The organism is Pseudarthrobacter sp. R1 (assembly GCF_024494415.1).
GTDB lineage: Bacteria > Actinomycetota > Actinomycetes > Actinomycetales > Micrococcaceae > Arthrobacter.
In genome coordinates this window covers 109,797-134,514 of the sequence record NZ_JAMKFI010000006.1, presented here as the reverse complement: position 1 = coordinate 134,514, position 24,718 = coordinate 109,797, and the positions used below count along the sequence as shown (strand labels likewise).

The 24,718-nt window shown below is 65.9% G+C and carries 23 protein-coding genes and 1 tRNA gene; 10 read left to right on the top strand and 14 right to left on the bottom strand.

Annotated features, from left to right (window positions below; all coding sequences use genetic code 11):
- Positions 1–7: 7 nt before the first annotated feature.
- The 6 genes from M8J71_RS06670 to M8J71_RS06645 are packed head-to-tail and all read right to left on the bottom strand — an operon-like array spanning position 8 to position 7,526.
- Positions 8–1,735: a serine/threonine-protein kinase gene (locus tag M8J71_RS06670; protein WP_256247182.1), complete on the bottom strand. Its 1,728-nt coding sequence runs from the start codon at positions 1,733–1,735 to the stop codon at positions 8–10.
- Positions 1,732–3,192 (bottom strand): peptidoglycan D,D-transpeptidase FtsI family protein, encoded by a 1,461-nt coding sequence (locus tag M8J71_RS06665; protein ID WP_256247181.1) that lies wholly within the window; start codon positions 3,190–3,192, stop codon positions 1,732–1,734. The genes M8J71_RS06670 and M8J71_RS06665 overlap by 4 nt, the downstream gene beginning before the upstream one ends.
- Entirely contained in the window at positions 3,189–4,586 is a 1,398-nt protein-coding gene (locus M8J71_RS06660) for an FtsW/RodA/SpoVE family cell cycle protein (protein ID WP_256247180.1), read from the bottom strand. The genes M8J71_RS06665 and M8J71_RS06660 overlap by 4 nt, the downstream gene beginning before the upstream one ends.
- Positions 4,583–6,301, bottom strand: a complete 1,719-nt coding sequence (locus M8J71_RS06655) for a PP2C family protein-serine/threonine phosphatase (RefSeq protein ID WP_374114818.1) — start codon at positions 6,299–6,301, stop codon at positions 4,583–4,585. The genes M8J71_RS06660 and M8J71_RS06655 overlap by 4 nt, the downstream gene beginning before the upstream one ends.
- A 2-nt stretch (positions 6,302–6,303) precedes the next feature.
- Complete coding sequence (locus M8J71_RS06650) at positions 6,304–6,786, bottom strand: FHA domain-containing protein FhaB/FipA (protein WP_256247179.1); 483 nt, start codon at positions 6,784–6,786, stop codon at positions 6,304–6,306.
- The gene (locus tag M8J71_RS06645) at positions 6,783–7,526 is read right to left on the bottom strand and encodes an FhaA domain-containing protein (RefSeq protein ID WP_256247178.1); all 744 of its coding nucleotides are present in this window, start codon (positions 7,524–7,526) and stop codon (positions 6,783–6,785) included. The genes M8J71_RS06650 and M8J71_RS06645 overlap by 4 nt, the downstream gene beginning before the upstream one ends.
- Before the next feature lie 375 nt (positions 7,527–7,901).
- On the opposite strand from M8J71_RS06645, the gene M8J71_RS06640 reads away from it, so the two are divergent.
- Positions 7,902–7,984 (top strand) — tRNA-Leu (locus tag M8J71_RS06640).
- Positions 7,985–8,090: 106 nt separating this feature from the next.
- Here the strand turns inward: M8J71_RS06640 and M8J71_RS06635 are convergent.
- Together M8J71_RS06635 and M8J71_RS06630 are read right to left on the bottom strand one after the other, a co-directional pair.
- Positions 8,091–8,789, bottom strand: a complete 699-nt coding sequence (locus tag M8J71_RS06635) for a FadR/GntR family transcriptional regulator (RefSeq protein WP_256247177.1) — start codon at positions 8,787–8,789, stop codon at positions 8,091–8,093.
- A 10-nt stretch (positions 8,790–8,799) separates the two neighbouring features.
- Complete coding sequence (locus tag M8J71_RS06630; protein ID WP_256247176.1) at positions 8,800–9,927, bottom strand: L-talarate/galactarate dehydratase; 1,128 nt, start codon at positions 9,925–9,927, stop codon at positions 8,800–8,802.
- Positions 9,928–10,342: 415 nt separating this feature from the next.
- Between M8J71_RS06630 and rlmN the strand changes: the two genes are divergently transcribed.
- A complete protein-coding gene (gene rlmN / locus M8J71_RS06625; RefSeq protein WP_256247175.1) occupies positions 10,343–11,578 on the top strand; it encodes a 23S rRNA (adenine(2503)-C(2))-methyltransferase RlmN in 1,236 nt (411 codons plus the stop codon).
- A 6-nt stretch (positions 11,579–11,584) separates the two neighbouring features.
- Here rlmN and M8J71_RS06620 read toward each other — a convergent pair whose 3' ends face one another.
- The gene (locus M8J71_RS06620; RefSeq protein WP_256247174.1) at positions 11,585–12,286 is read right to left on the bottom strand and encodes a TetR/AcrR family transcriptional regulator; all 702 of its coding nucleotides are present in this window, start codon (positions 12,284–12,286) and stop codon (positions 11,585–11,587) included.
- Positions 12,287–12,424: 138 nt separating this feature from the next.
- Between M8J71_RS06620 and M8J71_RS06615 the strand changes: the two genes are divergently transcribed.
- A complete protein-coding gene (locus M8J71_RS06615; RefSeq protein ID WP_256247173.1) occupies positions 12,425–13,810 on the top strand; it encodes a flavin monoamine oxidase family protein in 1,386 nt (461 codons plus the stop codon).
- Positions 13,811–13,934: 124 nt separating this feature from the next.
- Positions 13,935–14,417 carry a pyridoxamine 5'-phosphate oxidase family protein gene (locus tag M8J71_RS06610; protein ID WP_256247172.1) on the top strand — a complete coding sequence of 161 codons (483 nt, stop codon included), beginning with the start codon at positions 13,935–13,937 and terminating at the stop codon, positions 14,415–14,417.
- 6 nt (positions 14,418–14,423) lie between these two features.
- Here M8J71_RS06610 and M8J71_RS06605 read toward each other — a convergent pair whose 3' ends face one another.
- Positions 14,424–15,020: a DUF6919 domain-containing protein gene (locus M8J71_RS06605; RefSeq protein WP_256247171.1), complete on the bottom strand. Its 597-nt coding sequence runs from the start codon at positions 15,018–15,020 to the stop codon at positions 14,424–14,426.
- Between the two features lie 72 nt (positions 15,021–15,092).
- Complete coding sequence (locus M8J71_RS06600; protein ID WP_256247170.1) at positions 15,093–15,692, bottom strand: hypothetical protein; 600 nt, start codon at positions 15,690–15,692, stop codon at positions 15,093–15,095.
- Positions 15,693–15,845: 153 nt separating this feature from the next.
- Between M8J71_RS06600 and M8J71_RS06595 the strand changes: the two genes are divergently transcribed.
- The 5 genes from M8J71_RS06595 (at position 15,846) to M8J71_RS06575 (ending at position 21,238) form a co-directional block, all read left to right on the top strand.
- Entirely contained in the window at positions 15,846–16,226 is a 381-nt protein-coding gene (locus tag M8J71_RS06595) for a VOC family protein (protein WP_256247169.1), read from the top strand.
- A gap of 116 nt (positions 16,227–16,342) precedes the next feature.
- Complete coding sequence (locus M8J71_RS06590; protein ID WP_256247168.1) at positions 16,343–17,101, top strand: LamB/YcsF family protein; 759 nt, start codon at positions 16,343–16,345, stop codon at positions 17,099–17,101.
- Positions 17,098–18,744, top strand: a complete 1,647-nt coding sequence (locus M8J71_RS06585) for a 5-oxoprolinase/urea amidolyase family protein (protein ID WP_256247167.1) — start codon at positions 17,098–17,100, stop codon at positions 18,742–18,744. The genes M8J71_RS06590 and M8J71_RS06585 overlap by 4 nt, the downstream gene beginning before the upstream one ends.
- The gene (locus M8J71_RS06580; RefSeq protein ID WP_256247166.1) at positions 18,741–20,486 is read left to right on the top strand and encodes an acetyl/propionyl/methylcrotonyl-CoA carboxylase subunit alpha; all 1,746 of its coding nucleotides are present in this window, start codon (positions 18,741–18,743) and stop codon (positions 20,484–20,486) included. Before M8J71_RS06585 ends, M8J71_RS06580 begins: the two co-directional genes overlap by 4 nt.
- 68 nt (positions 20,487–20,554) lie before the next feature.
- Positions 20,555–21,238: a GntR family transcriptional regulator gene (locus M8J71_RS06575; protein ID WP_374114824.1), complete on the top strand. Its 684-nt coding sequence runs from the start codon at positions 20,555–20,557 to the stop codon at positions 21,236–21,238.
- A 69-nt stretch (positions 21,239–21,307) separates the two neighbouring features.
- Here M8J71_RS06575 and M8J71_RS06570 read toward each other — a convergent pair whose 3' ends face one another.
- From M8J71_RS06570 to M8J71_RS06560, 3 genes are all read right to left on the bottom strand, one after another.
- On the bottom strand, positions 21,308–22,132 hold the full coding sequence (locus M8J71_RS06570) for a putative hydro-lyase (protein WP_256247164.1): 825 nt from the start codon (positions 22,130–22,132) through the stop codon (positions 21,308–21,310).
- An 8-nt stretch (positions 22,133–22,140) separates the two neighbouring features.
- Positions 22,141–23,292 (bottom strand): NRAMP family divalent metal transporter, encoded by a 1,152-nt coding sequence (locus tag M8J71_RS06565; protein ID WP_374114823.1) that lies wholly within the window; start codon positions 23,290–23,292, stop codon positions 22,141–22,143.
- A gap of 214 nt (positions 23,293–23,506) precedes the next feature.
- The gene (locus M8J71_RS06560; protein ID WP_256247162.1) at positions 23,507–23,902 is read right to left on the bottom strand and encodes a DUF5997 family protein; all 396 of its coding nucleotides are present in this window, start codon (positions 23,900–23,902) and stop codon (positions 23,507–23,509) included.
- Here M8J71_RS06560 and M8J71_RS06555 point away from each other — a divergent pair.
- Positions 23,865–24,701, top strand: a complete 837-nt coding sequence (locus M8J71_RS06555) for a LysR substrate-binding domain-containing protein (RefSeq protein WP_256247161.1) — start codon at positions 23,865–23,867, stop codon at positions 24,699–24,701. The two genes, M8J71_RS06560 and M8J71_RS06555, sit on opposite strands and share 38 nt — an antisense overlap.
- Positions 24,702–24,718 lie beyond the last annotated feature (17 nt).

Below are 24,718 nucleotides of genomic sequence, written 5' to 3'. Positions count from 1 at the left end.
CTGCCGGTTACGGCTTGCAGGTCGGAGGCAGGCCCGGCAGCTCACCGGCGGCGCAATCCGGGAGGGGCGACTGTGCTGTGGGTGCTGCCACGGCGGAGGTGGTGGATGTCGGTGTTGGCGCCGGCGGCGGAGAGGTTGTGGTGGGGGCGGGGGGTGCCACGGCATAGGTAATGGTCACCGGCGAACCCACTTCCACCTGACCCGACCGCGACAAGCCAATCACCGAGTTGGGCGCTGAGTTCGCATCAACCTGCGGCTGCACGCTGACGTCCAGGTTGAGGGCGGAAAGCTGCGACTGAACCGTCCGGTAGTCCTTCCCCAGGTAGGCCTCAGGAATGACGTTCACAGTTTCCGGCGGTGGGGGCGTGGTTACGGTGGGTGTGGCCCGGGTCTGGGTGGGCGTGGCCGATTGCTGTGTTTGCGTCGGGGTCGCCGATGTGGCGGGCGCACTGGTCGACGCGGCACTGGACGAAGGACTGCCGGACGGGGAGAAGACTCCGAGCTGGTTCACGAGGAACCCGATCAAGGCGAACAGGAGCAGCAGGATCAGGGCGATCAGCGGCCAGGTCCAGGGGCTGCGGCGGCGGCGTTCGGGCTCATCGGCCGGCTCGTCGTCGTACGTTGTTTCTTCCGGCACCCAATTCCGCTCGGCGGCGAGGGCATTGGCGCGGGCAAGCGTTCCCTGCGGCTCATCAGCATCCGCCGCCGATCCTGCGGCACCGGCTGCCATTCCTGCCATGGCACCGGCAGCACCGGCACCCAGCACCGGCAACGCAGAGGTTGCAGTGGGGGAAGTGTCACGCTGGGCACCGATAACACCGGTGGGTGCAGTTGTTGTGTCCACCGGTGCCGTGATGGGACCGGTATCGGCGTCAAACAGGAGCATGCCCGGGACGGCGGCGCGGGCGGCGCTGACGTCCCCGTTCCGGATGGCCTCCGCTGCCTCAGCCAGCTTGATGGCGTTCGCGGGGCGGTTCTTGGGATCCTTGGCGAGCATGGACATCAGGAGGGCCCGCACCGGTGTGGGAAGCGACTCCGGCAGTGGCGGCGGCGCATCGTTGACCTGGGCGAGGGCGATGGCGATCTGGGACTCGCCGGAGAACGGCCGGTGCCCGGAGAGGCATTCGTAGCCAATGACACCCAGTGAGTAGATGTCCGAGGAACCGGTGGCCGTCTGGCCCGTGGCCTGCTCCGGTGCCAGATACTGGGCTGTGCCCATCACCTGGCCCGTCTGGGTGAGGGGCACCTGGTCGGCAAGGCGGGCGATGCCGAAGTCAGTGACTTTCACGCGTCCATCAGGAGTGATCAGGAGGTTGCCCGGCTTGATGTCCCGGTGCACCAATCCCTGGGCATGGGCAACGGAGAGCGCACGGGCTGTCTGCGCGATGATGGACAGGGTGCGGTCCGGGGACAGCACCTGCTCGTGTTCGATGATGCTGCTTAGCGGCTGGCCCGGGACCAGTTCCATGACCAGGTAGGCAGAGCCCTCTTCCTCGCCGTAGTCGAAGACGTTGGCGATGCCCACGTGGTTCAGCAGGGCAGTGTGGCGGGCCTCTGCGCGGAAGCGCTGAAGGAAGCCGGGGTCCCCCGTGTACTCCTCTTTCAACACCTTGATGGCGACGATGCGGCCCAGGACGAGGTCTTTGGCTTTCCAGACTTCGCCCATGCCGCCGATCGCGATCCGCGTGGTCAGCTGGAATCTGCCGCCGAGGGTGATTCCGGTTGTAGGCCTCACTTATTCAACACCGCCTCAAAAATTCTCTTCGCATTCGGACTGGTTAGCTGTGCGCCGGTAGTGATGTCCACGCCCTCCATGACGATCGTGACACCCACCTGCGGGTTGTTTGCCGGGGCAAATCCGGTGAACCAGGAGTTGTTCACGCCATTGCCCAGCTCTGCAGTTCCGGTTTTGCCTGCCACCTGGACTCCCGGGACTGCTGCCCTGTTGGCGATGCCCTGGCTGACCGCACTGGTCATCCACTCCGTGATCTGGTTGGCGATCTCCGGGGTGGTTGAGGTGCGCAGTTGTTCCGGCTGCGGTTCGTCGATGACACGAAGGTCCGGGGAACGCAGGGTCTTGATCAGGTTGGGCCTCATCTGCACCCCGTCATTGGCGATAGCCGCGGTCATCATGGCCACCTGCAAGGGCGTGGCCCGGACGTCCCGCTGTCCGATGGCTGACTGGGCGAGTCCCGGCGCATCCAGGTCGTCGGGGAAGCCGTTGTCCCGGGCGTAGCCGAGCTTCAGCTGGTCCCCCATGTCCTCGCCGAAGCCGAACTTCCTCGCCTGCTCGGCGATTGCGTCCCGGCCCAGGTCCAGGGCAATGCTGGCGAATGGCGTGTTGCAGGATTGCTGCAGCGCAAAGGCGAAGTCCGCCGTGTCCCGGGTGTAGCAGTTGCCGCCTGCATAGTTGGGAAGCTTGTACTGGATGCCGTCGAAGGGCATTTCAGCCGGATTGGGAAGTTCGCTGTCCTTGTTGTATTTGCCTGACGCAAGCGCCGCGGCGGTGTCCACGAGTTTGAAGACGGAACCCGGGGCAAGCTGTTCACCGGTGGGTCCGCTGACGTTCGGGTTCAGGTTGATGCCCGGAACTTTGACGAGTTCGTTGATATTGGCCGACTCTTCGGTGGGATTCTGAGTGGCAACCAGGTTGGGGTTGTAGGAGGGTTTGGACACCATGGCCAGGATTGCGCCGGTCTTGGGGTTGGTGACCACAATGGAACCGCGCTGCCCTTCCGGAATGAGGTCGTAGGCGAGCCGCTGGATCTCCGGATCGATGGTGAGTTCCACGGACGCACCTTTTGGCTGGCTGCCCAGGAAAAGCTGGCCCACCCGGTCCAGGAAGAGCTGGTCTGAGTTGCCTGCCAGCTGCTCGCCCATGGCCTGCTCAAGGCCGGTGGCCCCGTAGTTCTGCGAGAAGTACCCGGTGATTCCCGCGTACAGCTCCGGCTGCGGGTAGGTCCGCTGGAACGCGCAGGTCTCCGAACCGCTCTCCACTGATTCCGCCACCGGTGATCCGGCCACAACGATCGCGCCGCGGTCATTGCAGTAGTCCTGCAGGATGGCGCGCTGGTTCCACGGGTTGGCTTCGAGCTCTTCGGCGCCAATCACCTGGACATAGCTGATGGCGCCGAAGATCAGCGCGAACATCGCAATCGCCGCTACCCATGAATGCCGTATCGCCTGGTTCACAGGTGCTTCACCGCCTCGGTAGGAGTATCAATGCCCACGGATTCCGCGCCCTTTGCCGGTGGCAGGGGTGTGGTGTCCACCGGGCCGCGGGCGGTGTGGGAAATCATCAGGAGCAGGCCCACGATGATCCAGTTGGCCAGCAGGGAGGAACCGCCGGCGGCAAGGAAGGGCGTGGTCAGACCGGTCAGCGGAATGAGCCGGGTAACGCCGCCGATGACCACGAAGCACTGCAGCGCCACGGCGAATGACAGTCCGCAGGCGAGCAGTTTGCCGAACGCATCGCGGGTGCCCAGGGCCGCCCGGAAGCCGCGGGTGAAGAGCAACAGGTACATCAGGACGATGGCGAAGAGTCCGATCAGGCCAAGTTCCTCGCCGAGGGAGGCGATGATCATGTCGCTGTTGGCGAACGGAACAAGGTCCGGCCGGCCCTGGCCCAGGCCGGTCCCTACGAGGCCGCCGTTGGCCATGCCGAAGAGTCCCTGCACGATCTGGTGGCTTCCACCGGGAGCCCGGTCGTAAACCTCCGGGGTAAAGGCGTTCAACCAGCCGCTAATACGGAGTTCCACATGGGAAAAGACCCGCGACGCTGCAAAGCCGCCGCCGAGAATGAGGGCCAGGCCGATCACCACCCAGCTGATACGGCTGGTTGCCACGTAGATCATGACGATGAACAGGCCGAAGAAGAGCACAGATGAACCGAGGTCGCGCTGGAAGATGAGTACGCCGATGCTCACCAGCCAGGCAGTGATCATGGGGCCCATGTCCTTGAACCGCGGAAACTGCAGCGGACCGATCTTCCGGCCGGCCAGCAGGATCAGGTCGCGGTTCGAGGAAAGATACCCGGCGAAGAATATGGCGAGGGTGATCTTGGCGACTTCACCCGGCTGGAACGTCATGGGCCCAAGCCGGATCCACACGCGGGCACCGAGGATTTCGCCTGCGCTGATGCCGGGAACCAGCGGAAGCACCAGCAACAGGGCGCTGGCGGCAAGGGAGATGAAGGTGAACCTGCGGAGGATGCGGTGGTCCTTGAGGAACCAGATGACGGCTATGGCGACTGCCATGGCGATCAGGGTCCACCGGAGCTGGTTATTGCCGGTATCGTCGCCGGGCGCGTCGAGACGGCGGATCATGGCCAGGCCGATTCCGTTGAGGGCCACCACCAGGGGAAGTATTACCGGATCTGCATATTTTGCGCGGAAGCGAAGCACGCCGTGGAACACCAAGGCAGCCAGGGCGAGCAGGCTCGACTGGAACCAGAAGTCCGAGTCGAACGCCTTTTCCTGGTCCACCCCCACCAGCATGCTGGCCCCAATGCCGACCGCAAGGGCCAGCAGGAGCAACGCAAGTTCCACGTTGCGGCGGGGTTTGATTGTGGTACTGAGCTGGCTCATTGGCCCACCTCGCAGGTGACTGTGGGACTGGGTGGGGGGGACGGAACCGCAGGGGTGGCCGAAGCATCAGGCGCTGGTGCGGCCGTCGCGGTGGGCGCGGCCGTAGCTGTTGGAGCCGTTGAGGCGCCGGGGGAAGGCGAAGGCGCCACGCACTCGTCTTCCGGTGACGTGCTGCCGGTCAGTTCGAGGTTTTTCACGATGCGCTGGGCGTCGTAAAGATCCTGGGCAGGTACCGTCTGGCGAACGCGCTGCTGCGAGAACGGCGGAAGGGAATCCATCCGGATCTCGGTTACGGTCTCAAGACTTGAGAGCTGGATGGGTCCCAGGCGCTGGGAAACGCCGTTGAAGATGGCAACGCGGGCATCGAACTCGCCGACGTAGTAACGGGTTTGGGTCCAGGCGTACCCGAGCCAGAGTCCAATAGTCAGGAGCACCAGGACGGACGCGGCAATGGACCAGGTCAGCCACCGCCGTGGCTTGAGGGGCACCACTGTGTCATCGTCACCGGCGGGGGGTTCAGCCTTGTGCGTGAGGAGGGTGGCGGCGCGCCGCGCAACGGTGCGGCCGGCGATGGTGGGAATGGAACCGGACTCCGCAGCTGTTGCGGCTGCTCCCACAAGTTCGTGCGGGCGTGAGGCCAGTTCGTCACGGAGCACTTCGGCGGACAGGTGCTCGCCGAGGTGCGGATCGGTGACTCCTGCTCCAGGGGTATCCGGGCTGTTGCTGCTTTTGGCCGACGCCGGTTCCCCTGAATCCTTGGCGGCATTGGAGTTTTTGGGATCATTGGCAGCAGGAGGTTCTGCTGGGTTGCCGGCAGCGGGCTTCGGGCTGCCTACGGCTCCCGGTGCTTCGGCCGCCAGGGAGCCCGCGCTCTTCGCCACGGCAGCGGCTTTGGTGACTTCGTGGGAGGGAATGACGTCGACGGCGGCGGTACTGACGTCGTCGGGCGTTTCCTCAACGATTTCCACCATAACAACGGTGACGTTGTCCGGGGAGCCGGCCTCGAGGGTAAGGTCCACGAGGGTTTCCACACACTCGCGCAGGTCCTTGGTCTCGCGGACGGTGCGTTCAACGGCATGGCCGGCAACGTAGTTAAGGCCGTCAGAACAGAGGAGCCAGCGATCCCCGGGTTTCACGTCCAAACTGTCCAGGTCCAGTTCAGGGCTGGCATCAACGTCGCCCAGGACACGCATCAGGACGTTCTTATGCGGATGCGTTTCGGCTTCCTCGGGCCGGAGCCGGCCTTCGTCGATCAGCCGCTGCACAAACGTGTGGTCAACACTGACCTGCTCAAACTCGCCGTCCCGCAGGCGATACGCCCGGGAGTCACCGATGTGCGCAAAGTGCAGCTTCCCCTCGGCAAGCAGGAGCGCCGTGACGGTGGTTCCCATCCCGGCCAGCTTGGGGTTGACATGCACAAGCTCAGACAGCAGGGAGTTTGCGGTCTGGATCTCATCGGCCAGCGTGGTGGCCGCATCGCCGGTGTAATCACCCCGGTCCAGGTGGATCATGTCAAGAACAGTGGCGGCCGAAGCGACGTCGCCGCCCGCGTGCCCGCCCATGCCGTCCGCGACTACGGCGAGGTGGCGACCCGCGTAAGCGGAATCGTCGTTTTTCGAGCGGATTTTTCCGACGTCGGACCTCGCTGCGAAGCGCATGATGAGGGGCCGCTCCACCGGCTTGGGGCCGGGTGCGGGGCTTTCCGGGGCGGCCACGGCTATGGCCTCAATTCAATGACCGTCTTGCCGATTCTCACGGGTACGCCAAGCTCAACGGGCAGGGCACGGGTCAGCTGCTGGTCAGCCAGGTAGGTGCCGTTGGTCGAACCCAGGTCCTCGATGAACCAGCGGCTGCCCTGCGGAAACAGCCTGGCGTGACGGCCGGAGGCGTAGTCGTCCTCCAGGACCAGGGTGGCCTCCTGCGCGCGGCCCAGCAGGATGGGGCTCGCGGCCAGCGGAAGTGTTCGGCCCTTTAGTGGGCCTTCGACGACCACCAGTTGCCGGGCCTGCTGCTTCAAGGGTTGTGGCGTGCCCTCGGCCAGTTCGGGGTTTTTGCGCATCTGCCGGGCTGTTGGGGCGCCGGCGGCGGCCTTTCGGCCCACCATAAGATCCCGGCGCATGGTGGAGACGATGCTGAAGATGAGCACCCAGAGCAGCAACAGGAAACCGAACCGCAAAGCGGTGATGGTGAGTTCACTCATGCGTGGCCGCCAGGGCTGGCAGGAAGCAGGCGGAAGATAATCTTTGTCCGTCCCATGGTGATGGTGGAGCCGTCGGTGAGTTCGGTGCTTCCCGAGACCTTGTGCCCGTTCACATAGCTCCCGTTGGTGGAACCCATGTCCACTGCCGTGGTGACCCCGTTGGCCGTGCGGATTTCAAGGTGGCGGCGGGAAACGCCGGTGTCCTCGACCAGGATGTCGGCCTCCGAGGACCTCCCGAGCACGATGGACGGGGCGTTGAGTGAGTACCGCTGGCCGTCGATGTCGAGGACGGGCTGCAGCCGGACCGGTTGGCGGCTGGGAGCGGCAGGCAAGTTGGGACGGGGCGGGGGACCGCCTGCTGTGCCCTTGGATTTCTCGGTTGAGGAGACGATTTCGAAGTCGCCGGCGCGCAGTTCTGTATCGCGGCGGAAGGAGATCCGCACCGAACCCTGCAGGGTGTAGCCCTGGCTGCGGACGTGGTTGATCACAACGTCGCAGAGTTCTTCGGCCAGCGGGGTGCCCCATTCCTGGGCGCGTATGAAGTCATCATCGCTGAGCTGGACATCGAAAACGTTGGGCACCAGGGTGCGTCCCGCGGCGACGGTAAGGGACTTGTGGTCCACTTCCCGGCGCAGCCTGCTGGCGATTTCGACGGGTTCAACCTGGGCGCGCGAGCCGGTGGAGAAGACGCCCCGGACGGCCTTTTCGATGCCGCGCTCGACTTTGTCCAGCAGACCCATGGTTCTTCTCCTTTCCCCCCGGCTGCGGGGCAGTTTTCGTTCCGTAAGTTCACTTGCAGTGGTGTTCCCAAGCCGCCGGTGTGACTGCATGCAGCAGTCACTCCTACATCCGATACTACTGGGCGGGCCCGTGAATGACCTTAATCCACAACGGCCGGGCGCTGCCAAAAGTTCAGTTTCCGATGGTCTGCGTTATCTGGTTGCCCGCGGTGTTGGCAGTGTTGTGGGTCGGTTCCTGGCCTTAGTTCGTAGCCGGGTGCGGGTGGCCCCGTGCCCCAATTGGTATTTTCCGGGCAATGTCCGTTATGCTTGATCTCGCTGCTTTTACAGGGTTGCGGTTCGGGAAACTGGACGGGATTCTGTGAAGGAAGTTGCGCGCGAGTGGCGGAACGGCAGACGCGCTGGCTTCAGGTGCCAGTATCCGAAAGGGTGTGGGGGTTCAAATCCCCCCTCGCGCACGCAAATGAAGAGCCCCGGTCAATAGACCGGGGCTCTTTTGCTTGTGCTGCCCGAATGCCTGCCTGCATCCCCGTCTGCCTGGGCGCAGGCCCGGAACAGCCCAGGTTAGGGCCGGGCGGAAGCCTTAAACCGGCGTCGGGAGTTGGCAAGGTGGCTGCGCATGGCGGCGGCCGCGGCAGCCTCGTCGCCGTCGGCAATGGCGTCTGAAATGGAACGGTGCTCCTGGACCACCTGGTCGAAATGGTCGCGCGCGTAGTGTTCCGCGTCCGTCATCAGCCGGGTGCGCGGCATCGCGATCATGGTCTGGCCAAGGGCGGACAGGCAGTCGGAGTAGTAGGGGTTGCCGGAGGCGGCAGCAACGGCCCGGTGGAACTCGAAGTCGGACTTCATGGCATGCGCCGGATGGCCGGCACTCAATGTGAACTCGTCAAGTGCCGCAGTAACAGCCCGGAGCTGCCGTTCGGTGTGGTTCCGCGCGGCCAGCGCCGCCGCTTCAGCTTCCACGCCGATCCGGAATTCGAGCAGGTGGAGCCGGTCCTCCATGGTTGCGACGGGACGGGCCCCGGGTGCAGCCTGGGGCCCGTCCGACGGCGGGGTGAGGGCGAAGCTTCCTCGCCCTCGTTCGGTTTCGACCAGGCCCTCGGCCTGCAGCCTGGTCAGCGCGGCGCGCACCACGGTACGGCTCACCCCGAAGTCGCTGATAAGGGTGTTTTCGCTGGGGAGCTTCTCGCCCGGCTGGATGACGCCGTCGACAATGCGGGTGCGAAGGTCAGCGGCGAGGTCCGCGGTGAGGTTCCGGCTCATGGCAACAAGGTTACGCGCCGAACTCCACGGACTCGGTGGTCCAGGCGCGGGCCTGCTCGCTCAGCGTGACGCCCAGGCCGGGGCGGTCCGGGACGATCATCCGGCCGTTCTTGGTCTCGAGCCGCTCGTTGAAGAGGGGATCGAGCCAGTCGAAGTGCTCAACCCAGGGCTCGCGCGGGTACGCCGCTGCCAGGTGCAGGTGGATTTCCATGGCGAAGTGCGGGGCAAGGCCCAGCCCGCGCTCGTCGGCAAGCGCAGCCAGGCGAAGGAACTGGGTGATACCGCCCACCCGGGGTGCATCCGGCTGGATGATGTCGCAGCTGTTGGCGTTGATGAGGCCCTTGTGTTCGGCCACGGAAGCGAGCATTTCGCCCGTGGCGATGGGGGTGTCCAGGACCTGGGCAAGGTGCGCGTGGCCCTCGAAGTCGTAGGCGTCCAGGGGCTCCTCAATCCAGATGAGGTTGAATTCTTCGAGCTGGCGCCCCATCCGCAGCGCGGCGGCGCGGTCCCACTGCTGGTTCGCGTCCACCATCAGCGGGACGTCCCAGCCGATGTGTTCGCGGATGCCGGCGACGCGGCGCAGGTCCTCTTTGCTGTCCGGAAGGCCCACCTTGATCTTGATGCCGCCGATGCCTTCCTCGAGGGACTGCGTGGCGCGGGCCTTGACTTCTTCGAGGGTGGCGTTGAGGAATCCGCCGGAGGTGTTGTAGGTCTGCACGGAGTCGCGGTAGGAGCCAAGGAACTTGGCGAGCGGCAGGCCGGCGCGCTTGGCCTTGAGGTCATAAAGGGCGATGTCGATGGCGGCGAGGGCCTGGGTGGCAACGCCGGAGCGGCCCACCGAAGCCCCTGCCCACAGCAGTTTGGTATAGATCCTGGCGATGTCGTTGGGGTCCTCGCCGATAATGCCTTCGGCCACTTCCTTGGCATGCGCGTACTGGGCCGGGCCGCCGGCACGCTTTGAGTAGCTGAAGCCGACGCCGGTGTGCCCCAGCTCCGTGGTGATCTCGGCGAAGAGGAAAACCACCTCAGTCATTGGCTTCTGCCGGCCGGTGAAGACCTTGGCGTCGCTGATGGGAACAGCGAGGGGCAGCCGGGCGGTGGACAGTTTGACGTGGCGGATCACATCGACGGTACTCACGGTTTCTCCTTTGGGCGGCGCTGGGCTCCTTCGCCCACCCTCTTATTCTATAAGTGCACAACTTGTATTACAACTACGCCCGTCTATGGGTCTTTAAGATCCCTGCCGGAGGCAAGTTTGCCTGTCAGTTCCGAGGAGGCACCGCATAAACTTAGGGGGTTACGCAGCGAACGCAATTAGCGGGTGCAGCGTGCTTCAGAACGGAGAGCACCATGCTCGGGATCCTCATGTGCAAACTGAACCTGCGCCACGCCTGGCACATAGAATCTGCGGAAGATGGCAGCGGCCGTTACAGGCGCTGCACGCGTTGCGGTAAGTACGACCGCGACAGGGACGGCAGCGGCTTTATGCACTGACGGCACGGCGTTGCCGGGTCCCTGTTTCAGCAATAACAAGGCATGGGACAATAGAGGGGATGACTTCCCCCACTTCTTCCTCCGAAGCTCCCGCGCGCGCCCGTCAAGAGGCCCCGGAGAGCACCCGCCCGCAGGTCCTCCCCACTGCCGAAGGCTGGGAGCAGGCGCGTACCGTCGAGGGCCGGCCGCTGCTCCAATTCGCATCACCGCGGGTGAAGCAGCCGCCCACGCATCTCGCCGACCTGAGCCTGGCCGAGCGCGGCGCGAAGATGAAGGAGCTTGGCCTCCCCGCCTTCCGGGCGAAGCAGCTCTCCACACACTACTTCCAGCACTGGACCGTTGACCCGGAAGCCATGAGCGACCTCCCCAAGGCCGGCCGGGAGGAACTCGTCTCCCAGATGTTCCCGCCGCTGCTCACCGAGGTCCGGCGCCAGCGCAGCGACAAGGGGGACACCATCAAGTTCCTCTGGCGGTTGTTCGACGGAGCGCTGGTGGAGTCCGTACTGATGCGCTACCCCGGCCGCATCACTCTCTGCATCTCCTCCCAGGCTGGCTGCGGCATGAACTGCCCGTTCTGCGCCACCGGCCAGGCCGGTTTGACCCGCAACATGTCCACGGCGGAGATCGTTGACCAGGTGGTCGCTGCGAACCGGGTAATAGCGGCCGGTGAGCTGGGCCCCAAGGAGCACGATGACGAACGTGTCACCAACATCGTGTTTATGGGCATGGGTGAGCCGCTGGCCAACTACAAGCGCGTCATGGCCGCGCTCCACCGCTTCGTGGATCCCGCACCCGAGGGCTTGGGCATGTCTGCCCGGAACATCACGGTCTCGACGGTGGGCCTTGTCCCCGCCATCCGCAAGCTTGCGGACGAGGACCTGCCCGTCACGTTCGCGCTGTCCCTGCATGCCCCCGACGACGAGCTCCGCGACGAGCTGATCCCGGTCAACAACCGCTGGAAGGTGGACGAGGCGCTCGACGCGGCCTACGACTACTATCGCAAGACGGGCCGCCGGGTCAGCATCGAGTACGCGCTTATCAAGGACATGAACGACCACCCCTGGCGTGCAGACCTGCTGGGGAAGAAGCTCAACCAGCGCGGCCGCGGCTGGGTGCACGTGAACCCGATCCCGCTCAACCCGACCCCAGGCTCCATCTGGACCGCCTCGGATAAGCCGGTGGAGCAGGAATTCATCGCGCGGCTCCGCGCCGCAGGCGTGCCCTGCACCCTGCGCGACACCCGCGGCAAGGAGATCGACGGCGCCTGCGGCCAGCTTGCCGCTGCCGAAGACTAGGGGCTCTCAGCCCCGCAGGGCACCGAGCCCTGAGATCAGCGCCTCGAGCCCCAGCTCGAACGCCATGTCCGCCGGCCGGCCCCGCCCTTGGGCGCCGCTGCGGGCGGCCGCGCTCCGGACGGCTGCCGTGAAGTTCGGCGTGGTGCCGGCCATGGTTCCCGCCTCGAAGATGTCCTCGGGCGCGGTGACGTCGTACGCCGAGCCGAAGATAAAGGACTCCAGCGCCACGATGGAGGACACGACGCGGTCCTGGGGGAAGCCGGCGTCGAGAAAGCCCTTGCTCACTGTCTCGTACATCGCCAGTGTCTGCGGCGCATCCGTGACCGGAAGGACGGCGATCACCGGAATCAGTGGGGTGTGCTCCGCGAAGACATTGCGGTAGCTCCACGCCCAGCTGCGCACCGCGTCCTCCCACGGGGCCGAGCCGAAATCAGACACATCCACCAGCGAGGTGAGATGGTCCTCCACCAGGAGCAGGACGTCGCGTTTGGCGGCCACATGGTTGTAAAGGGCCGACGGCGCCACGTCCAGTTCCTTGGCCAGGCCCGCCATGGTCAGGCCGTCGTAGCCCTTGCGGTTTATCAGTTCCAGCGCCGCCGCCGTGATCCCGGCCTTGTCCAGCAGTGCGGCCGAGGGCCGGCCCGCCCGCCGCCTGGCGGTGCCGGGTTTTCCGGCGGCGCGTCCCTGTACAGCTGGTACTGCCGGCATCAGTGGCCTTTCTCTGGTGGTCTCCAGCATTATTCCATCCGGCACTTCCGGTCCGTGCAGGGAGCCGCTATAGTTCTAATAAATGAATGGCATTCATTTAGTGGTCCCCATCACTGCCGGGACCCAAGAGAGGACATCATGCTGAACCTGAACCGCGACGTTGTGGTCGTTGGAGCCGGGCCGTCCGGACTTACCGCAGCCCGTGAACTGAAGAAGGCCGGCCTGAGCGTCGCCGTGCTCGAGGCGCGCGACCGCGTAGGCGGCCGCACCTGGACCGACACGGTGGACGGGGCCATGCTGGAGATCGGCGGCCAGTGGGTCTCGCCGGACCAGACCGTACTCCTGGAACTGCTCGACGAACTCGGCCTTCAGACCTACCCCCGGTACCGGGAAGGCGACTCGATGTACATCGGAGCCGACGGCGTGCCCGTCCGCTACACGGGGGACACCTTCCCCGTGGATGCGGACACCAAAGCCGAAATGGACAAGCTGATTGGGCTGCTGGACGCGCTGGCCGCCGAGATCGGCGCCACCGAGCCGTGGGCCCATCCGAAAGCACGCGAGCTGGACACCGTTTCCTTCCACCACTGGCTGCGGCAGAACTCGTCCAACGAGGAAGCGTGCAACAACATCGGCCTGTTCATCGCCGGCGGCATGCTCACCAAGCCGGCCCACGCGTTCTCGGCTCTGCAGGCAGTGCTGATGGCCGCCTCCGCCGGGTCCTTCACCCACCTCACCGACGAGGACTTCATCCTGGACCGGCGCGTCGTGGGCGGCATGCAGCAGGTTTCCCTGCTGCTCGCGCAGGAGCTGGGGGACGACGTCGTCCTTAACTCCCCGGTGCGTACCATCAACTGGGAGCCGGACGCCGAGGACGGGCACCGCGTCACCGTGGTCTCGGAGCGGGCCACTGTGAATGCCCGGTTCGTGATCATGGCCGTGCCGCCCAACCTCTATTCCCGCGTCTCGTTCAACCCGCCGTTGCCCCGTCGCCAGCACCAGATGCACCAGCACCAGTCACTGGGCCTGGTCATCAAGGTCCACGCGGTCTACAGCCGCCCGTTCTGGCGGAACTCCGGCCTGTCCGGAACCTGCTTCGGCGCCGGATCCCTGGTCCAGGAGGTTTACGACAACACCAACTTCGGGGACACCAGGGGAACCCTGGTGGGCTTCATCTCGGACGAAAAGGCCGACGCCATCTTCGAGTTGAGCCCCGAAGAGCGCAAGGGCGCGGTGCTGGAGTCCATTGCCGGCTTCCTCGGCGCCGAGGCGCTGGAGCCCGAGGTCTATTACGAGTCGGACTGGGGTTCGGAGGAATGGACACGCGGCGCCTACGCCTCCAGCTATGACCTCGGCGGCCTGCACCGCTACGGCAAAGACCAGCACGCGGCCGTCGGGCCCATCTTCTGGTCGTCCTCGGACCTGGCGGCTGAAGGCTACCAGCACGTTGACGGCGCCATCCGGATGGGCCGCCGCACCGCAGAACGCATCTGCGAAGCGGCACGCGTGACGGTTCCGGCCTAAGGCCGGACAGCCCGGACGGCCCGGCGGGCGGCGAAAAGGCCGGCCGCCGGGTGGAATCTAAGCATGCTTACCAATAGGCTGGCGGATGGGGAGCGTCCCCGCATGCAGACGAACGAGGTGAAATATGACTGACACCGAGAGCATCAGCAAGGTCACGGACATCATTAACGATTCCCACATCGGAATGTTGACCACCATCAATGAAGAAGGCGCCCTCGTCAGCCGGCCGCTGGCGGTCCAGGATGTCAAGGACGACGGCGACATGTGGTTCTTCACCGGCCTCGGCACCTCGCAGGTCGCCCATGTCCGGGCTGACCCGCGCGTGAACGTTTCCTTCGGCAAAAACACCGAATGGGTTTCCGTTGCCGGAACCGCTGAGGTGGTAACGGACCGGGAGAAGATCCGGGGGATGTGGAACCAGGCTGTTGAAGCGTGGTTCCCGGATGGCCCGGACACCCCTGAGGTGTGCCTGCTCCGCATCGATTCAGACTCCGCCGAGTACTGGACCAGCCCCGGCGGAACCGCCGCGACGGTGTTCCAGTGGGTTAAGTCCAAGGTTACCCACAGCCGGATGAGCGTGGGCGAAAGCGGCACCGTAGAGCTGTAGGCCCTATTAACCGTTCAGGGCGCCGAGGACGGCGGGCAGCAGCACGTTGTCCCGGCCCCAGGACGGGTCCAGGATCTCCACGTACCAGGAGTCCGCGAGCAGGAGCGCCAGCGTTTCGTTGGTTTCATCGGCCCAGTCCTGGATCTGCTCCTCCGTCACGGGGTTCTCGCTGGACCCAAGGACGGTCACCACCTCTCCGCCGTCCACAGTGACCGGGATGGCTGCACTGCTTGACTCGCCCGGGGCGTGCACCACGGCGACCAGTTCGGACCGGGTGGAGAGGGCCAGGAGTTCCGCGGCGACTTCTGCACTGCAAAATCCGGTGACGTACTGGCGCTGGGCAATGCCGGCTGAGCGCAGCCCGGGTTGTGATTCCTTCGTGAACACCCCGCTTCGGTTCAGGGTAGCGAGCCCGGGCGCGATGGCTGCGGTTTCGGCGTCGTAGGTGGCAGTGAACGTGGCGGCCTGATACTCGCTGTGGCCCTCCAGCCAGCGAGCGGTCAGCTCACCGGCAGCCTCCAGGGTGATGGCCTGGCGCCAGACTTCCCGGTCCTCCAGCCGCCTGCCGAACCGGTCACGGCTTTCCGTTTCTTGGGGCTCCATCCTCGGATGCTACGGCGCTGCGCCGCTGGACTCCAGTGACTGCGACACAGCAGTTAATGCGCGGGTCGGCAGTCAGCGTCCGCCGGCGGGGATTCCTGCTGCCTGCTCGGCGGCGGCGAGGGCGCGGCCAAAGCGTTCGACGGCGGGCGGGTACCCTTGGTGCCCCGCGGCCCGGAGCTGCTCGGCCTCGCGCATGGCCTTAATAACGGCGGCGGTCTGGGGCAGCCGGACGTCGGTCATGGCAGGGTAGTCGATGCAATACGCGGGATCCAGTTCGTACCGGCGCCAGCGCTCCAGCAGCACGTTGTGTTCAGCCTGTGCGGCCGAGTGCAGGGGCAAGTACTCCCGGCGTTGCCGCCGAAGGGACAGCCAGGCCACCATCCGCGGGCTGCCCCGGTAGGCCGCGACACCGGAAGCCACGGCCGCGCCGCCGAGGAAGAGCCCTGCCCAGGGGGATGCCAGGGCGGGGATGAGCAGGGCGGGAAGGGCCACCGCCGCGCCGAGGAACAGATCCCAGAACAACTGGTCCGAACGCTCGGGTTCCGTGCCCGTCCCGGCGAGGGCCCGCCGGCGTACCTGGAAAACGGTGGCCGCAACGCTGCCCACCAGCACAGATCCACACAGTAGAAGGACCCACGCCCCCTGGAACAGGGATTCTGCGATGGCTGCCACCTTGCACCTCCACGTCCACAGGCCCGGGCGGGAAACGCCGGGCTGGTCCTTCCATTCCAGCGCCTTCCCGTTCTTGGGTCAATGGCCACCGCAGACCGGAGCATGGCAAGGGCGGGGCTTTCCGGGCCGGTCGGCGGCACGTACCTTGGGACCATGAGACTCAAGATGTGCAGCATCCACGTTCAGGACCCCGCCGCAGCCCATACCTTCTACACCGGGACGCTCGGCTTCGAGACGCTGATGGCCATGCCGGAATACAACCTGTTCATCATCAAGGACCCTGGTGCGGACCAGGGCTCAGTGGGCCTGCTGCTGGAACCCAGCGACAACCCGATTGCTGCGGACTACATGAACGGACTGTACAAGGCCGGCATGCCTGCGGTTGTTTTTGGCGTCCCGGACGTGCAGGCGGAGTACGAGCGGCTTACCAGGGCAGGAGTGAGCTTCCGCGGCGAGCCGGCTGAAGATCCCTCTGGAATCAGCGCCGTGTTCGACGACGGTTGCGGCAACTACATCCAGCTCCATCAGGACTGACACCGGAGACTGACGCCGGAGATCGATCCGCCGGGACCAGCCTCCCAAAGATTGTTGAACAATCTTGGTCTATCGGGCATGATGGTTGGAGAAGCCAACCTGAGACGAGGGTCACAATGCAATCCATCGATCTGAACAGCGACGTCGGAGAGTCCTTCGGCAGCTGGACCTTGGGCGATGACGCGGCCGTATTCCGCCACGTCACCAGCGCCAACGTGGCCTGCGGTTTCCACGCCGGGGACCCCAGCACCATCGCGCAGACCTGCCGCGATGCCGTGGCCGCCGGCGTGACCATCGGAGCGCACGTCGGCTACCGGGACCTGGCCGGCTTCGGCCGCCGGTTCCTGGACTGCTCCGCCACCGAACTCGCCGACGACGTGCTCTACCAGCTGGGCGCACTGCAGGCCCTTGCCCGCGCCGCCGGGTCAGAGATCAAGTACGTCAAGCCCCACGGCGCCCTGTACAACGCGATCGTCCACCACGAAGTCCATGCCGCGGCCGTGGTTGATGCCGTGCACGCCTTCAGCCCAGGGCTGCCGCTACTCCTCCTTCCCGGATCGGTGGCGCTCCGGAAAGCGGAGGCCCGGGGCCTCCAGGCCAGGGCGGAAGCCTTTGCCGACCGCGCCTACAACCCGGACGGCACCCTGGTATCGCGGCGGGAGCCGGGCTCGGTGCTGCACGACAATGAAGCGGTCACCAGGAACATGGTGCTCCTGGCCACCGAAGGCAAGATCATCGCCCGGGACGGCAGCGTCCTGCACGTCCAGGCTGACAGCATCTGCGTGCACGGCGACAGCCCCGGTGCCGTAGCGATGGCCGGAGCTGTGAGGGCGGGGCTCGAGGCCAGCGGTGTCACCGTCCGGAGCTTTGCATGAGCATCACCGGAATCCGCTGGGCCGGACCCCGTGCCCTGCTGGTGGAACTGGCCGACCTTAACTCCGTGCTGGCTTTCCACCAGCGTGTCCAGGCGGCTCCCTTGCCGGGACAGTTGGACGCTATTGCCGCAGCTGCGACCGTCCTAGTGAAATTCGCCAGCCAGGCGCAGGCACGCTGGGCACGTGCCGCCGTCGAACAGTTCCAGCTCGAAGGCGCCCGGAAGGTCGGGGGGCGGGAGGTCACCATCGAAGTGGTGTACGACGGCGAAGACCTCGCCGAGGTGGGGCGCCTCACCGGGCTCGGCGCGGACGGTGTGGTTGCCGCCCACACGGGCCAGCTCTGGACGGCTGCCTTTGGCGGTTTCGCACCGGGATTCGCCTATCTGGTGGGCGGGAACAACAGCCTCAGCGTTCCGCGCAGGCCTACACCCCGGACAGCTGTTCCTGCCGGGTCCGTTGCCTTGGGCGGCGAATTTTCCGCCGTGTATCCCCGGCAGTCGCCGGGCGGCTGGCAGCTGATCGGACGCACCTCGGCCGTGATGTGGGATCTGGAACGGGAGCAGCCCGCGCTGATCCGGCCCGGGGACACAGTCCGTTACGTGGCCGTTGACTCGTTGACGGAGCCTCCCGGCACCGCGCTTATTTCCACGGGGGAGACGGATGCGGACCGGCCCGATGCCGTCCGCTCCGGACTCGAGATCCTGCAACCCGGCCTGCAGTCCCTGCTGCAGGATTTGGGCCGGCCGGGACTGGGGGACCTCGGTGTTTCCGCCTCCGGCGCCGCGGACCAGCAGTCAGCCCGCCAGGCAAACAGGCTGGCGGGAAACGGCCCCGCTGCCGCCGTCGTCGAAAATCTTCTCGGCGGGCTCACCGTAAGGGCCATGGGTGACCAGGTGGCAGCAGTCACCGGCGCCGCCGCCCCCCTCGAGGTCCGCTCCGCCGAAGGCGGCGTGCTGCGCCGGCCCGATCCTTGCGCTCCGTTCGCACTGCTCGACGGCGAAAGCCTCACCGTCGGAGCGCCGGCCCGCGGACTGCGCACCTACCTGGCTGTCCGCGGCGGATTCGATGTTCCGTTGGTCCTCGGCAGCCGTTCCACCGACACCATGTCCGGACTGGGTCCTGCTCCACTGGCAACCGGCACCCGGGTACCCGTGGCTCCTGCCACTGAACGAACGGCGGTGGGTCATCCGGAGCCGTCCGCACTGCGGGTTGCAGCCGGAACCACGGAACTCAGGGTGACCTTGGGCCCCCGTGAGGACTGGTTCCCCGAGGAGGCTGTCCAGGTCCTCACCCAACAGCAATGGCAGGTCTCGGACCAGTCAAACAGGATCGGTGTGCGCCTGGTTCCGGACCCCGGCCACGGGCGCCCCCTCGAACGCAACCGCACGGGGGAGCTCGCCAGCGAGGGCGCAGTGGCCGGCGCGCTCCAGGTTCCCCCCAGCGGGCATCCCGTCATCTTCCTCGCCGACCATCCCATAACCGGCGGGTACCCCGTGATCGCCGTGGTGATTCCCGAAGACCTCCCCGCCGCCGCCCAGGTCCCGCCCGGCGGACGCGTCCGGTTCACGGTGGTTGATTCCGCAACGCTGGAACCCCTCGCACAAGCCGCCAACGACACTATTTCCGAAAGAATCCCGTCATGAAAAAAGTCCTGATCGCCAACCGCGGCGAGATTGCCGTCCGCATCGTCCGCGCCTGCTACGACTCCGGCCTGCAATCCGTGGCGGTGTATTCGGATCCGGACGCCGACGCGCTCCACGTGCGGATGGCAGACGAAGCGTATACGCTGGGCGGTTCAACCGGGGCCGAGACCTACCTGGACATGGCGAAAGTGATTGCTGTAGCCCGGCGCTCCGGCGCTCACGCAGTGCACCCCGGCTACGGGTTCCTGTCCGAGAACGCCGACTTCGCCCAGGCCGTGCTGGATGCCGGGCTGACCTGGATAGGCCCTACCCCGGAATCCATCCGCGCACTGGGTAACAAGGTGACCGCCCGGGACATCGCCGTCAGGGCCGGCGCCCCGCTGGTTCCCGGCAGTGACGGCCCGGTGGCCAACGCAGGCGAAGTCCTCGCCTTCGCACAGGAGTACGGCCTGCCGGTGGCCATCAAGGCGGCGTTTGGCGGCGGTGGGCGAGGCCTGAAAGTTGCCCGCCGCCTCGAGGACGTTGAAGACGCCTTTGATTCGGCAGTCCGGGAGTCCACCGCTGCCTTCGGTCGCGGCGAATGCTTCGTTGAGCGCTTCCTGGACCAGCCGCGGCACGTTGAGGCGCAGGTCCTGGCGGACACCCACGGCAACGTGGTGGTACTGGGGACCCGGGACTGCTCCCTGCAGCGCCGTAACCAGAAGCTCGTCGAGGAGGCACCGGCGCCCTTCCTGACAGCAGACCAGCGTGCGCAGATCCATGCGTCAGCGAAAGCCATCTGCCGGGAAGCTGATTACCACGGCGCAGGAACGGTGGAATACCTCGTCGGCAAGGACGGCATCATCTCCTTCCTTGAGGTCAACACCCGGCTCCAGGTGGAGCACCCGGTAACGGAGGAAACGTCCGGCGTGGACCTGGTCCGGGAACAGTTCCGGATCGCTGCCGGCGGCACGCTCTCGCTCACCGCGGATCCCGAACCGCGCGGGCATGCCATCGAATTCAGGCTCAACGCCGAGGATCCGGCCCGCGGATTCCTGCCGGGACCCGGAATTGTCGAGGCTTTCGAGCCGCCCACCGGCGCCGGTATCCGCGTGGACAGCGGGGTCCGCTCCGGCTCCGTAGTGTCCGGACACTACGACTCGCTCCTGGCCAAACTCATTGTGCACGGGGAAGACCGGAACCAGGCCCTGCGCCGGGCACGGGCAGCCCTGGACGAGATGCAGATCAAGGGCCTGCCCACGGTGCTTCCCTTCCACCGGGCAGTGGTGCGCCACCCGGACTTCACCGCAGAAGACCGGCTGGGCGTCCATACCACCTGGATTGAAAACGAGTTCGCCGAGCCCCTCGCGGCTTCTCCCGAGATAGCCCGCACCACCCCCGCGTCAGCCCGGACCACCATCACCGTGGAGCTGGACGGCAAGGCGGTCCAGCTGGGGCTGCCCTCCCGGATCTACGAAGCGCTGGTTAATGGCGGTGGCGGTTCCGTGACCGCTGCCGTTGACGCGCAGGGTGCTGCGGCGGACGGCCAGGATGACAGGCTCGTGTCTCCGATGTCCGGCTCACTGGTGAAGTGGCTGGTGGACACGGGCGACCAGGTTGAAGCGGGCCAGCCCATCGCGGTGCTGGAAGCCATGAAGATGGAAACCACTGTGGCCGCCCACCGGCCGGGAACGGTGGCAAGGGGAGCGCAGGAGCCAGGATCCGCCGTCGCACGCGGAGACGTCCTGGCCAGCATCGCCTGAGGCGCACTGTGTAAGTTGCCCCGCGTGCGCTGGTGCCTGCCAGCCTTGGGTACATTGGATTTATGCCCATGAACGCTGCACTGCAGGGGATCGCCGAGAGTGCACCCGCAACCCACGCCCATACCGGAGCGTGGGTTGCGGGCGTTCTCCGTGCCCGGATCTCGGCCGGCCAGCTCCCGCCCGGCACCAAGTTGTCAGAGCAGAAACTGTCTGCGGCGCTTGGCGTTTCGAGAAACACCCTGCGGGAAGCCTTCACCGTCCTTGCCGGCGAATCGGTGGTCCACCGGATTCCCAACCGGGGCGTCTACGTGGCTGCCCCCGGTGGTGACGACGTGCGGGAAATCTATCGCGTGCGGCGGGTCATCGAGCCGGCTGCCGTCCTGTGGGGGGATCTCACGGACGACGCCCTGGACCGGCTGGACGCCATCATTGCCCGCGCCCGGGAAGCGCTGGCCACTGGCTCGGTGACGGGCATGGGCGACGCCAACCAGGAACTCCACAAGGCGCTGGTGGGGCTCTCGGGCAGTGCGTCGCTGGACGAGCTGATGGAAAAGGTCCTGGCCGAGATGCGCCTGGTGTTCCATGCGATGGCCACCACCCCTGATTTCCACAGCCACTATGTGGAGCGTAATGCCGCGCTGGTGGCCCAGATCCGTTCCGGCCGGCGCGAGGAAGCCGCCGCAGAGCTCCGGCGCTACCTGGATGCCGCGGAACAGGAACTGCTGGCCCACATGGGCATCATTCCCTCATGAACGCCAACATGCCCTGCGGGCAGAAAGCGCGCAGGGCATGTAGCGCCGGAATCCGGCTGCGTGGTGCTGCTAGGGCACCAGGTAGCTGCTGTCCCTGGCATCGGTGATCAGCATGTGGCCCGGGGCGTGCCCGATGGCCAGGGCGGGCCGGGACTCCATCACGGCGGCCTGCGGTGTTACCCCGCAGGCCCAGAACACCGGCACGTGATGGGCCGGAACGTCCACTGCGTCGCCGAAGTCGGGCCGGGAAAGATCGGCGATGCCCAGTTGTTCGGGGTTACCCACGTGGACCGGGGCGCCATGCACGGCCGGGTAGCGCGATGTTATCCGGACGGCGTCCGCAACCTGGGATGCCGGAACAGGGCGCATGGACACCACGAGCGGCCCGGCCATGGCCCCTGCCGGTTCACAGCGGACGTTGGTCCGGTACATGGGCACATTCACCCCCTGGTCGATATGGGCAACGCGGATTCCGTTTTCCTGGAGTGCAGCCTCGAAGGTGAAGCTGCAGCCCACGATGAACGTGACCAGGTCATCCCGCCAGTAGTGCAGGATATCCGTTGGCTCGTCCGTCTTAACGCCGTCCACGTAGACGGCGTAGCGGGCAACATCGGTGCGAACATCACCGCCGGCGAGGAGGGCGCCGCTGGTTTCGCCGGCGTCGAGCACTCCCAGGATGGGGCACGGCTTCGGGTTCCGCTGCGCAAACAGCAGGACGTCGAAGGCCTGGGCTTTGGGGACGATAATCAGGTTCGCCTGGGCGTAGCCTGCGCTCCACCCTGAGGTGGGGCTGACCAGTCCTGCGCGGAACAGGGCCCGCGCTTCTGATGGCGCCAGGGCGGCAGGGTTGGCGGGGAAATCGATGCCCGCGGGCAGGTTTTTTGACAAGAACATGGCTCCTCCTATGCCCACAGCCTGGTCAGGCCTACCAGCGAATTCCAGCCCAGGAACAGCGTGAGCAGCCAGGCCAGGACGCCGATGATGAGCAGCCACTTGGGGTAGGCATAGCCCTGCATCAGGTCACGCCGGCGCCAGGCCACCCAGAGCAGGACAGCAAATCCGACAGGAAGGATGAGGCCGTTGAAGGCGCCGGCGAAGATCAGCAGCTGCTGCGGAGCCTGGCCGATCAGCAGGTACGCAACTGCACAGAAGGCGATGAAGCCCACGGTGATCAGGTTGCGGGTCCGTTCCGGAGTGGTGGATTTGGTGATGAACGAAACCGAGGTGTAGGCAGCGCCGATGACGGAGGTCACGGAAGCGGCCCACAGGATCACGCCAAACATCCGCAGGCCGATTTGTCCGGCTGCTGCTTCGAACGCGGATGCCGCGAGGTTGTTGTTGGCCAACGCCACGCCGCCGGCCACCACTCCAAGGATGGCCAGGAAAAGCAGCACCCGCATCACGCAGGTGACCAGGATTCCCACGATCGAGCTCCGGGTGATTTCCTGGACGTGCTCCACTCCCGTGGCGCCGGAGTCAAGCAGCCGGTGTGCGCCGGCGTAGGTGATGTAGCCGCCGATGGTCCCGCCGATCAGGGTGGTGATGACCAGGAAGTCCACCTTCTCCGGCATGACCGTGTTCCGCAGTGCTTCACCCAGGGGTGGTGCGGAGACGATGGCCACGTACAGCGTCATCAGGATCATGAGTGCGCCCAGGATCACCACGATCTTGTCCAGGGCGACGCCGGCCCGCTTGCTGAGGAAGATCAGGATGGCAATGACGGCGGAAATCGCGCCGCCCAGTTTCGGGTCCAGGCCCATCATGGCGTTGGTGCCGAGTCCTGTTCCGGCGATGTTTCCGATGTTGAATACCAGGCCGCCAAGGAAAACGAGTCCGGCAAGGAACCAGCCGATGCCGGGCAGCACCTTATTGCCCAGTTCCTGGGCACGCATGCCCGAGACGCCGATGACCCGCCAGACATTGGTCTGTACCGCAATGTCCACCAGGATCGATACGAGGATGGCGAAGGCGAAGGCGGCGCCCAGCTGCACTGTAAATGCTGCTGTCTGGGTAATGAAACCCGGGCCGATTGCGCTGGTGGCCATGAGGAACATGGCTCCCAGGAGGGCTGAACGCCTGCCGGCCTTCGTGGTGCCCGATGTGAGTGTTGCGCTACTTTCCACAGATCCGTCCAAACGTGCGGGTGACTGGAGTCACAGAGGGGATGTACGGGCAACACTACAGACTGTTCAACAATCCACGCAAGGGATTGTTGAACAATAATTTGATTTGTGGGAAGAAAACCCCCGTTGATGGAGCTCCTGGACGCTAGGCGCGGGCCCGCTTGGCTTCCTTCTTGGCGGTTTCTTCCTTGACCCGCTGGGCTTCAGCCCGGAAGGCGGCGTGGGTGGCGCGCTCGGTGACCAGCCACGCGGGGGGAGCCTGCAGCAGCGCGGTGATTTCCGCCGTCGTCAAGGCTTCCTCGATGCCGCCGCGGGCCAGGCCGCTGATGGAGACGTTCAGCTTTTGGGCCACGACCGGACGCGGGTGCGGACCGTTGCGGCGCAGTTCGGCGAGCCATTCCGGCGGGTTGGCCTGGAGTTCGGCGAACTCTTCCCGGGTGATGGTTGATTCCTGGAACTCCTGCGGTGTTGCGGGCAGGTAGATGCCAAGTTTCTTGGCAACGGTGGCCGGCTTCATGGACTGGGAGTTTGCAGAGGTCATGCTTCAAGGGTATCCGGGCGGGCGGTACTGTGAAGACGTGCCCACCGACAACGCCCCCCAGACAGACGCCGGTTCCGCAGGGTCTGCTGACCCGGCTGGGCCGGATGCCCCCCGCACGCTCCGCATCGCCTACGTGGCGGGAGTGACGCCCGGCAAGTGGATCCGCCGCTGGGAAGAACGGGTGCTGGACATTCCGCTCCAGGCGTTTATGTCCGACGACGGCGCACAGGTTCAGGTGCTGCATGACGGGTCCGCGGACCTCAGCTTCGTCCGCCTTCCGGTGGAGCGCGAGGGCCTCAGCGTGATTCCCCTCTACGAGGAGCAGCCCGTGGTGGTTGCCCCGAAGGGCCACGAGATTTCGGTGTTCGAGGAAGTAGCGCTGGCTGATGTGGAGCAGGAGGCCTTCCTGGACGTGGCTGCGCTGGGCGGTCCGGAGGCTGCGCTGCAGGTGGTGGCAACTGGGGCGGGCCTGGTGATCCTGCCCATGTCCGTGGCCCGCCATTTCAACGTCAAGGACACGGTGGCGCGGCGCCTCACCGGAGCGCCCGCGACCGAGATAGCTGTTGCCTGGCCTGCCGATTCCACGGACGAAGTCATCGAGGAATTCATCGGGATCGTCCGGGGGCGTACCGCGCAGAGCTCCCGCCAGCCCTCCGCCCAGCCCGTCAAGCCCAAGAAGGAACCCAAGCCGGACCGGCGCGGCAGCGGAACCAAGAAGGCGCCCAAGGTGGCCCAGCGCTACGCCCCCAATCCGGATAAGGGCCGGGGCAAAGGTTCCCGCAAGAAGGGCAAGCGCTAGCCAAAACACTGGAGGTG

What these genes read in the sequence shown, in the direction of transcription:
- M8J71_RS06605 (WP_256247171.1), bottom strand. Translation starts at nt 15,020, where the DNA reads ATGGAGCCCCAAGAAACGGAAAGCCGTGACCGGTTCGGCAGGCGGCTG.
- M8J71_RS06580 (WP_256247166.1), top strand. Translation starts at nt 18,741, where the DNA reads ATGAAAAAAGTCCTGATCGCCAACCGCGGCGAGATTGCCGTCCGCATC.
- M8J71_RS06635 (WP_256247177.1), bottom strand. Translation starts at nt 8,789, where the DNA reads ATGAGCCGGAACCTCACCGCGGACCTCGCCGCTGACCTTCGCACCCGC.
- rlmN (WP_256247175.1), top strand. Translation starts at nt 10,343, where the DNA reads ATGACTTCCCCCACTTCTTCCTCCGAAGCTCCCGCGCGCGCCCGTCAA.
- M8J71_RS06575 (WP_374114824.1), top strand. Translation starts at nt 20,555, where the DNA reads ATGAACGCTGCACTGCAGGGGATCGCCGAGAGTGCACCCGCAACCCAC.
- M8J71_RS06595 (WP_256247169.1), top strand. Translation starts at nt 15,846, where the DNA reads ATGAGACTCAAGATGTGCAGCATCCACGTTCAGGACCCCGCCGCAGCC.
- M8J71_RS06570 (WP_256247164.1), bottom strand. Translation starts at nt 22,132, where the DNA reads ATGTTCTTGTCAAAAAACCTGCCCGCGGGCATCGATTTCCCCGCCAAC.
- M8J71_RS06645 (WP_256247178.1), bottom strand. Translation starts at nt 7,526, where the DNA reads ATGGGTCTGCTGGACAAAGTCGAGCGCGGCATCGAAAAGGCCGTCCGG.
- M8J71_RS06620 (WP_256247174.1), bottom strand. Translation starts at nt 12,286, where the DNA reads ATGCCGGCAGTACCAGCTGTACAGGGACGCGCCGCCGGAAAACCCGGC.
- M8J71_RS06585 (WP_256247167.1), top strand. Translation starts at nt 17,098, where the DNA reads ATGAGCATCACCGGAATCCGCTGGGCCGGACCCCGTGCCCTGCTGGTG.
- M8J71_RS06590 (WP_256247168.1), top strand. Translation starts at nt 16,343, where the DNA reads ATGCAATCCATCGATCTGAACAGCGACGTCGGAGAGTCCTTCGGCAGC.
- M8J71_RS06560 (WP_256247162.1), bottom strand. Translation starts at nt 23,902, where the DNA reads ATGACCTCTGCAAACTCCCAGTCCATGAAGCCGGCCACCGTTGCCAAG.
- M8J71_RS06610 (WP_256247172.1), top strand. Translation starts at nt 13,935, where the DNA reads ATGACTGACACCGAGAGCATCAGCAAGGTCACGGACATCATTAACGAT.
- M8J71_RS06660 (WP_256247180.1), bottom strand. Translation starts at nt 4,586, where the DNA reads ATGAGCCAGCTCAGTACCACAATCAAACCCCGCCGCAACGTGGAACTT.
- M8J71_RS06565 (WP_374114823.1), bottom strand. Translation starts at nt 23,292, where the DNA reads ATGTTCCTCATGGCCACCAGCGCAATCGGCCCGGGTTTCATTACCCAG.
- M8J71_RS06615 (WP_256247173.1), top strand. Translation starts at nt 12,425, where the DNA reads ATGCTGAACCTGAACCGCGACGTTGTGGTCGTTGGAGCCGGGCCGTCC.
- M8J71_RS06650 (WP_256247179.1), bottom strand. Translation starts at nt 6,786, where the DNA reads ATGAGTGAACTCACCATCACCGCTTTGCGGTTCGGTTTCCTGTTGCTG.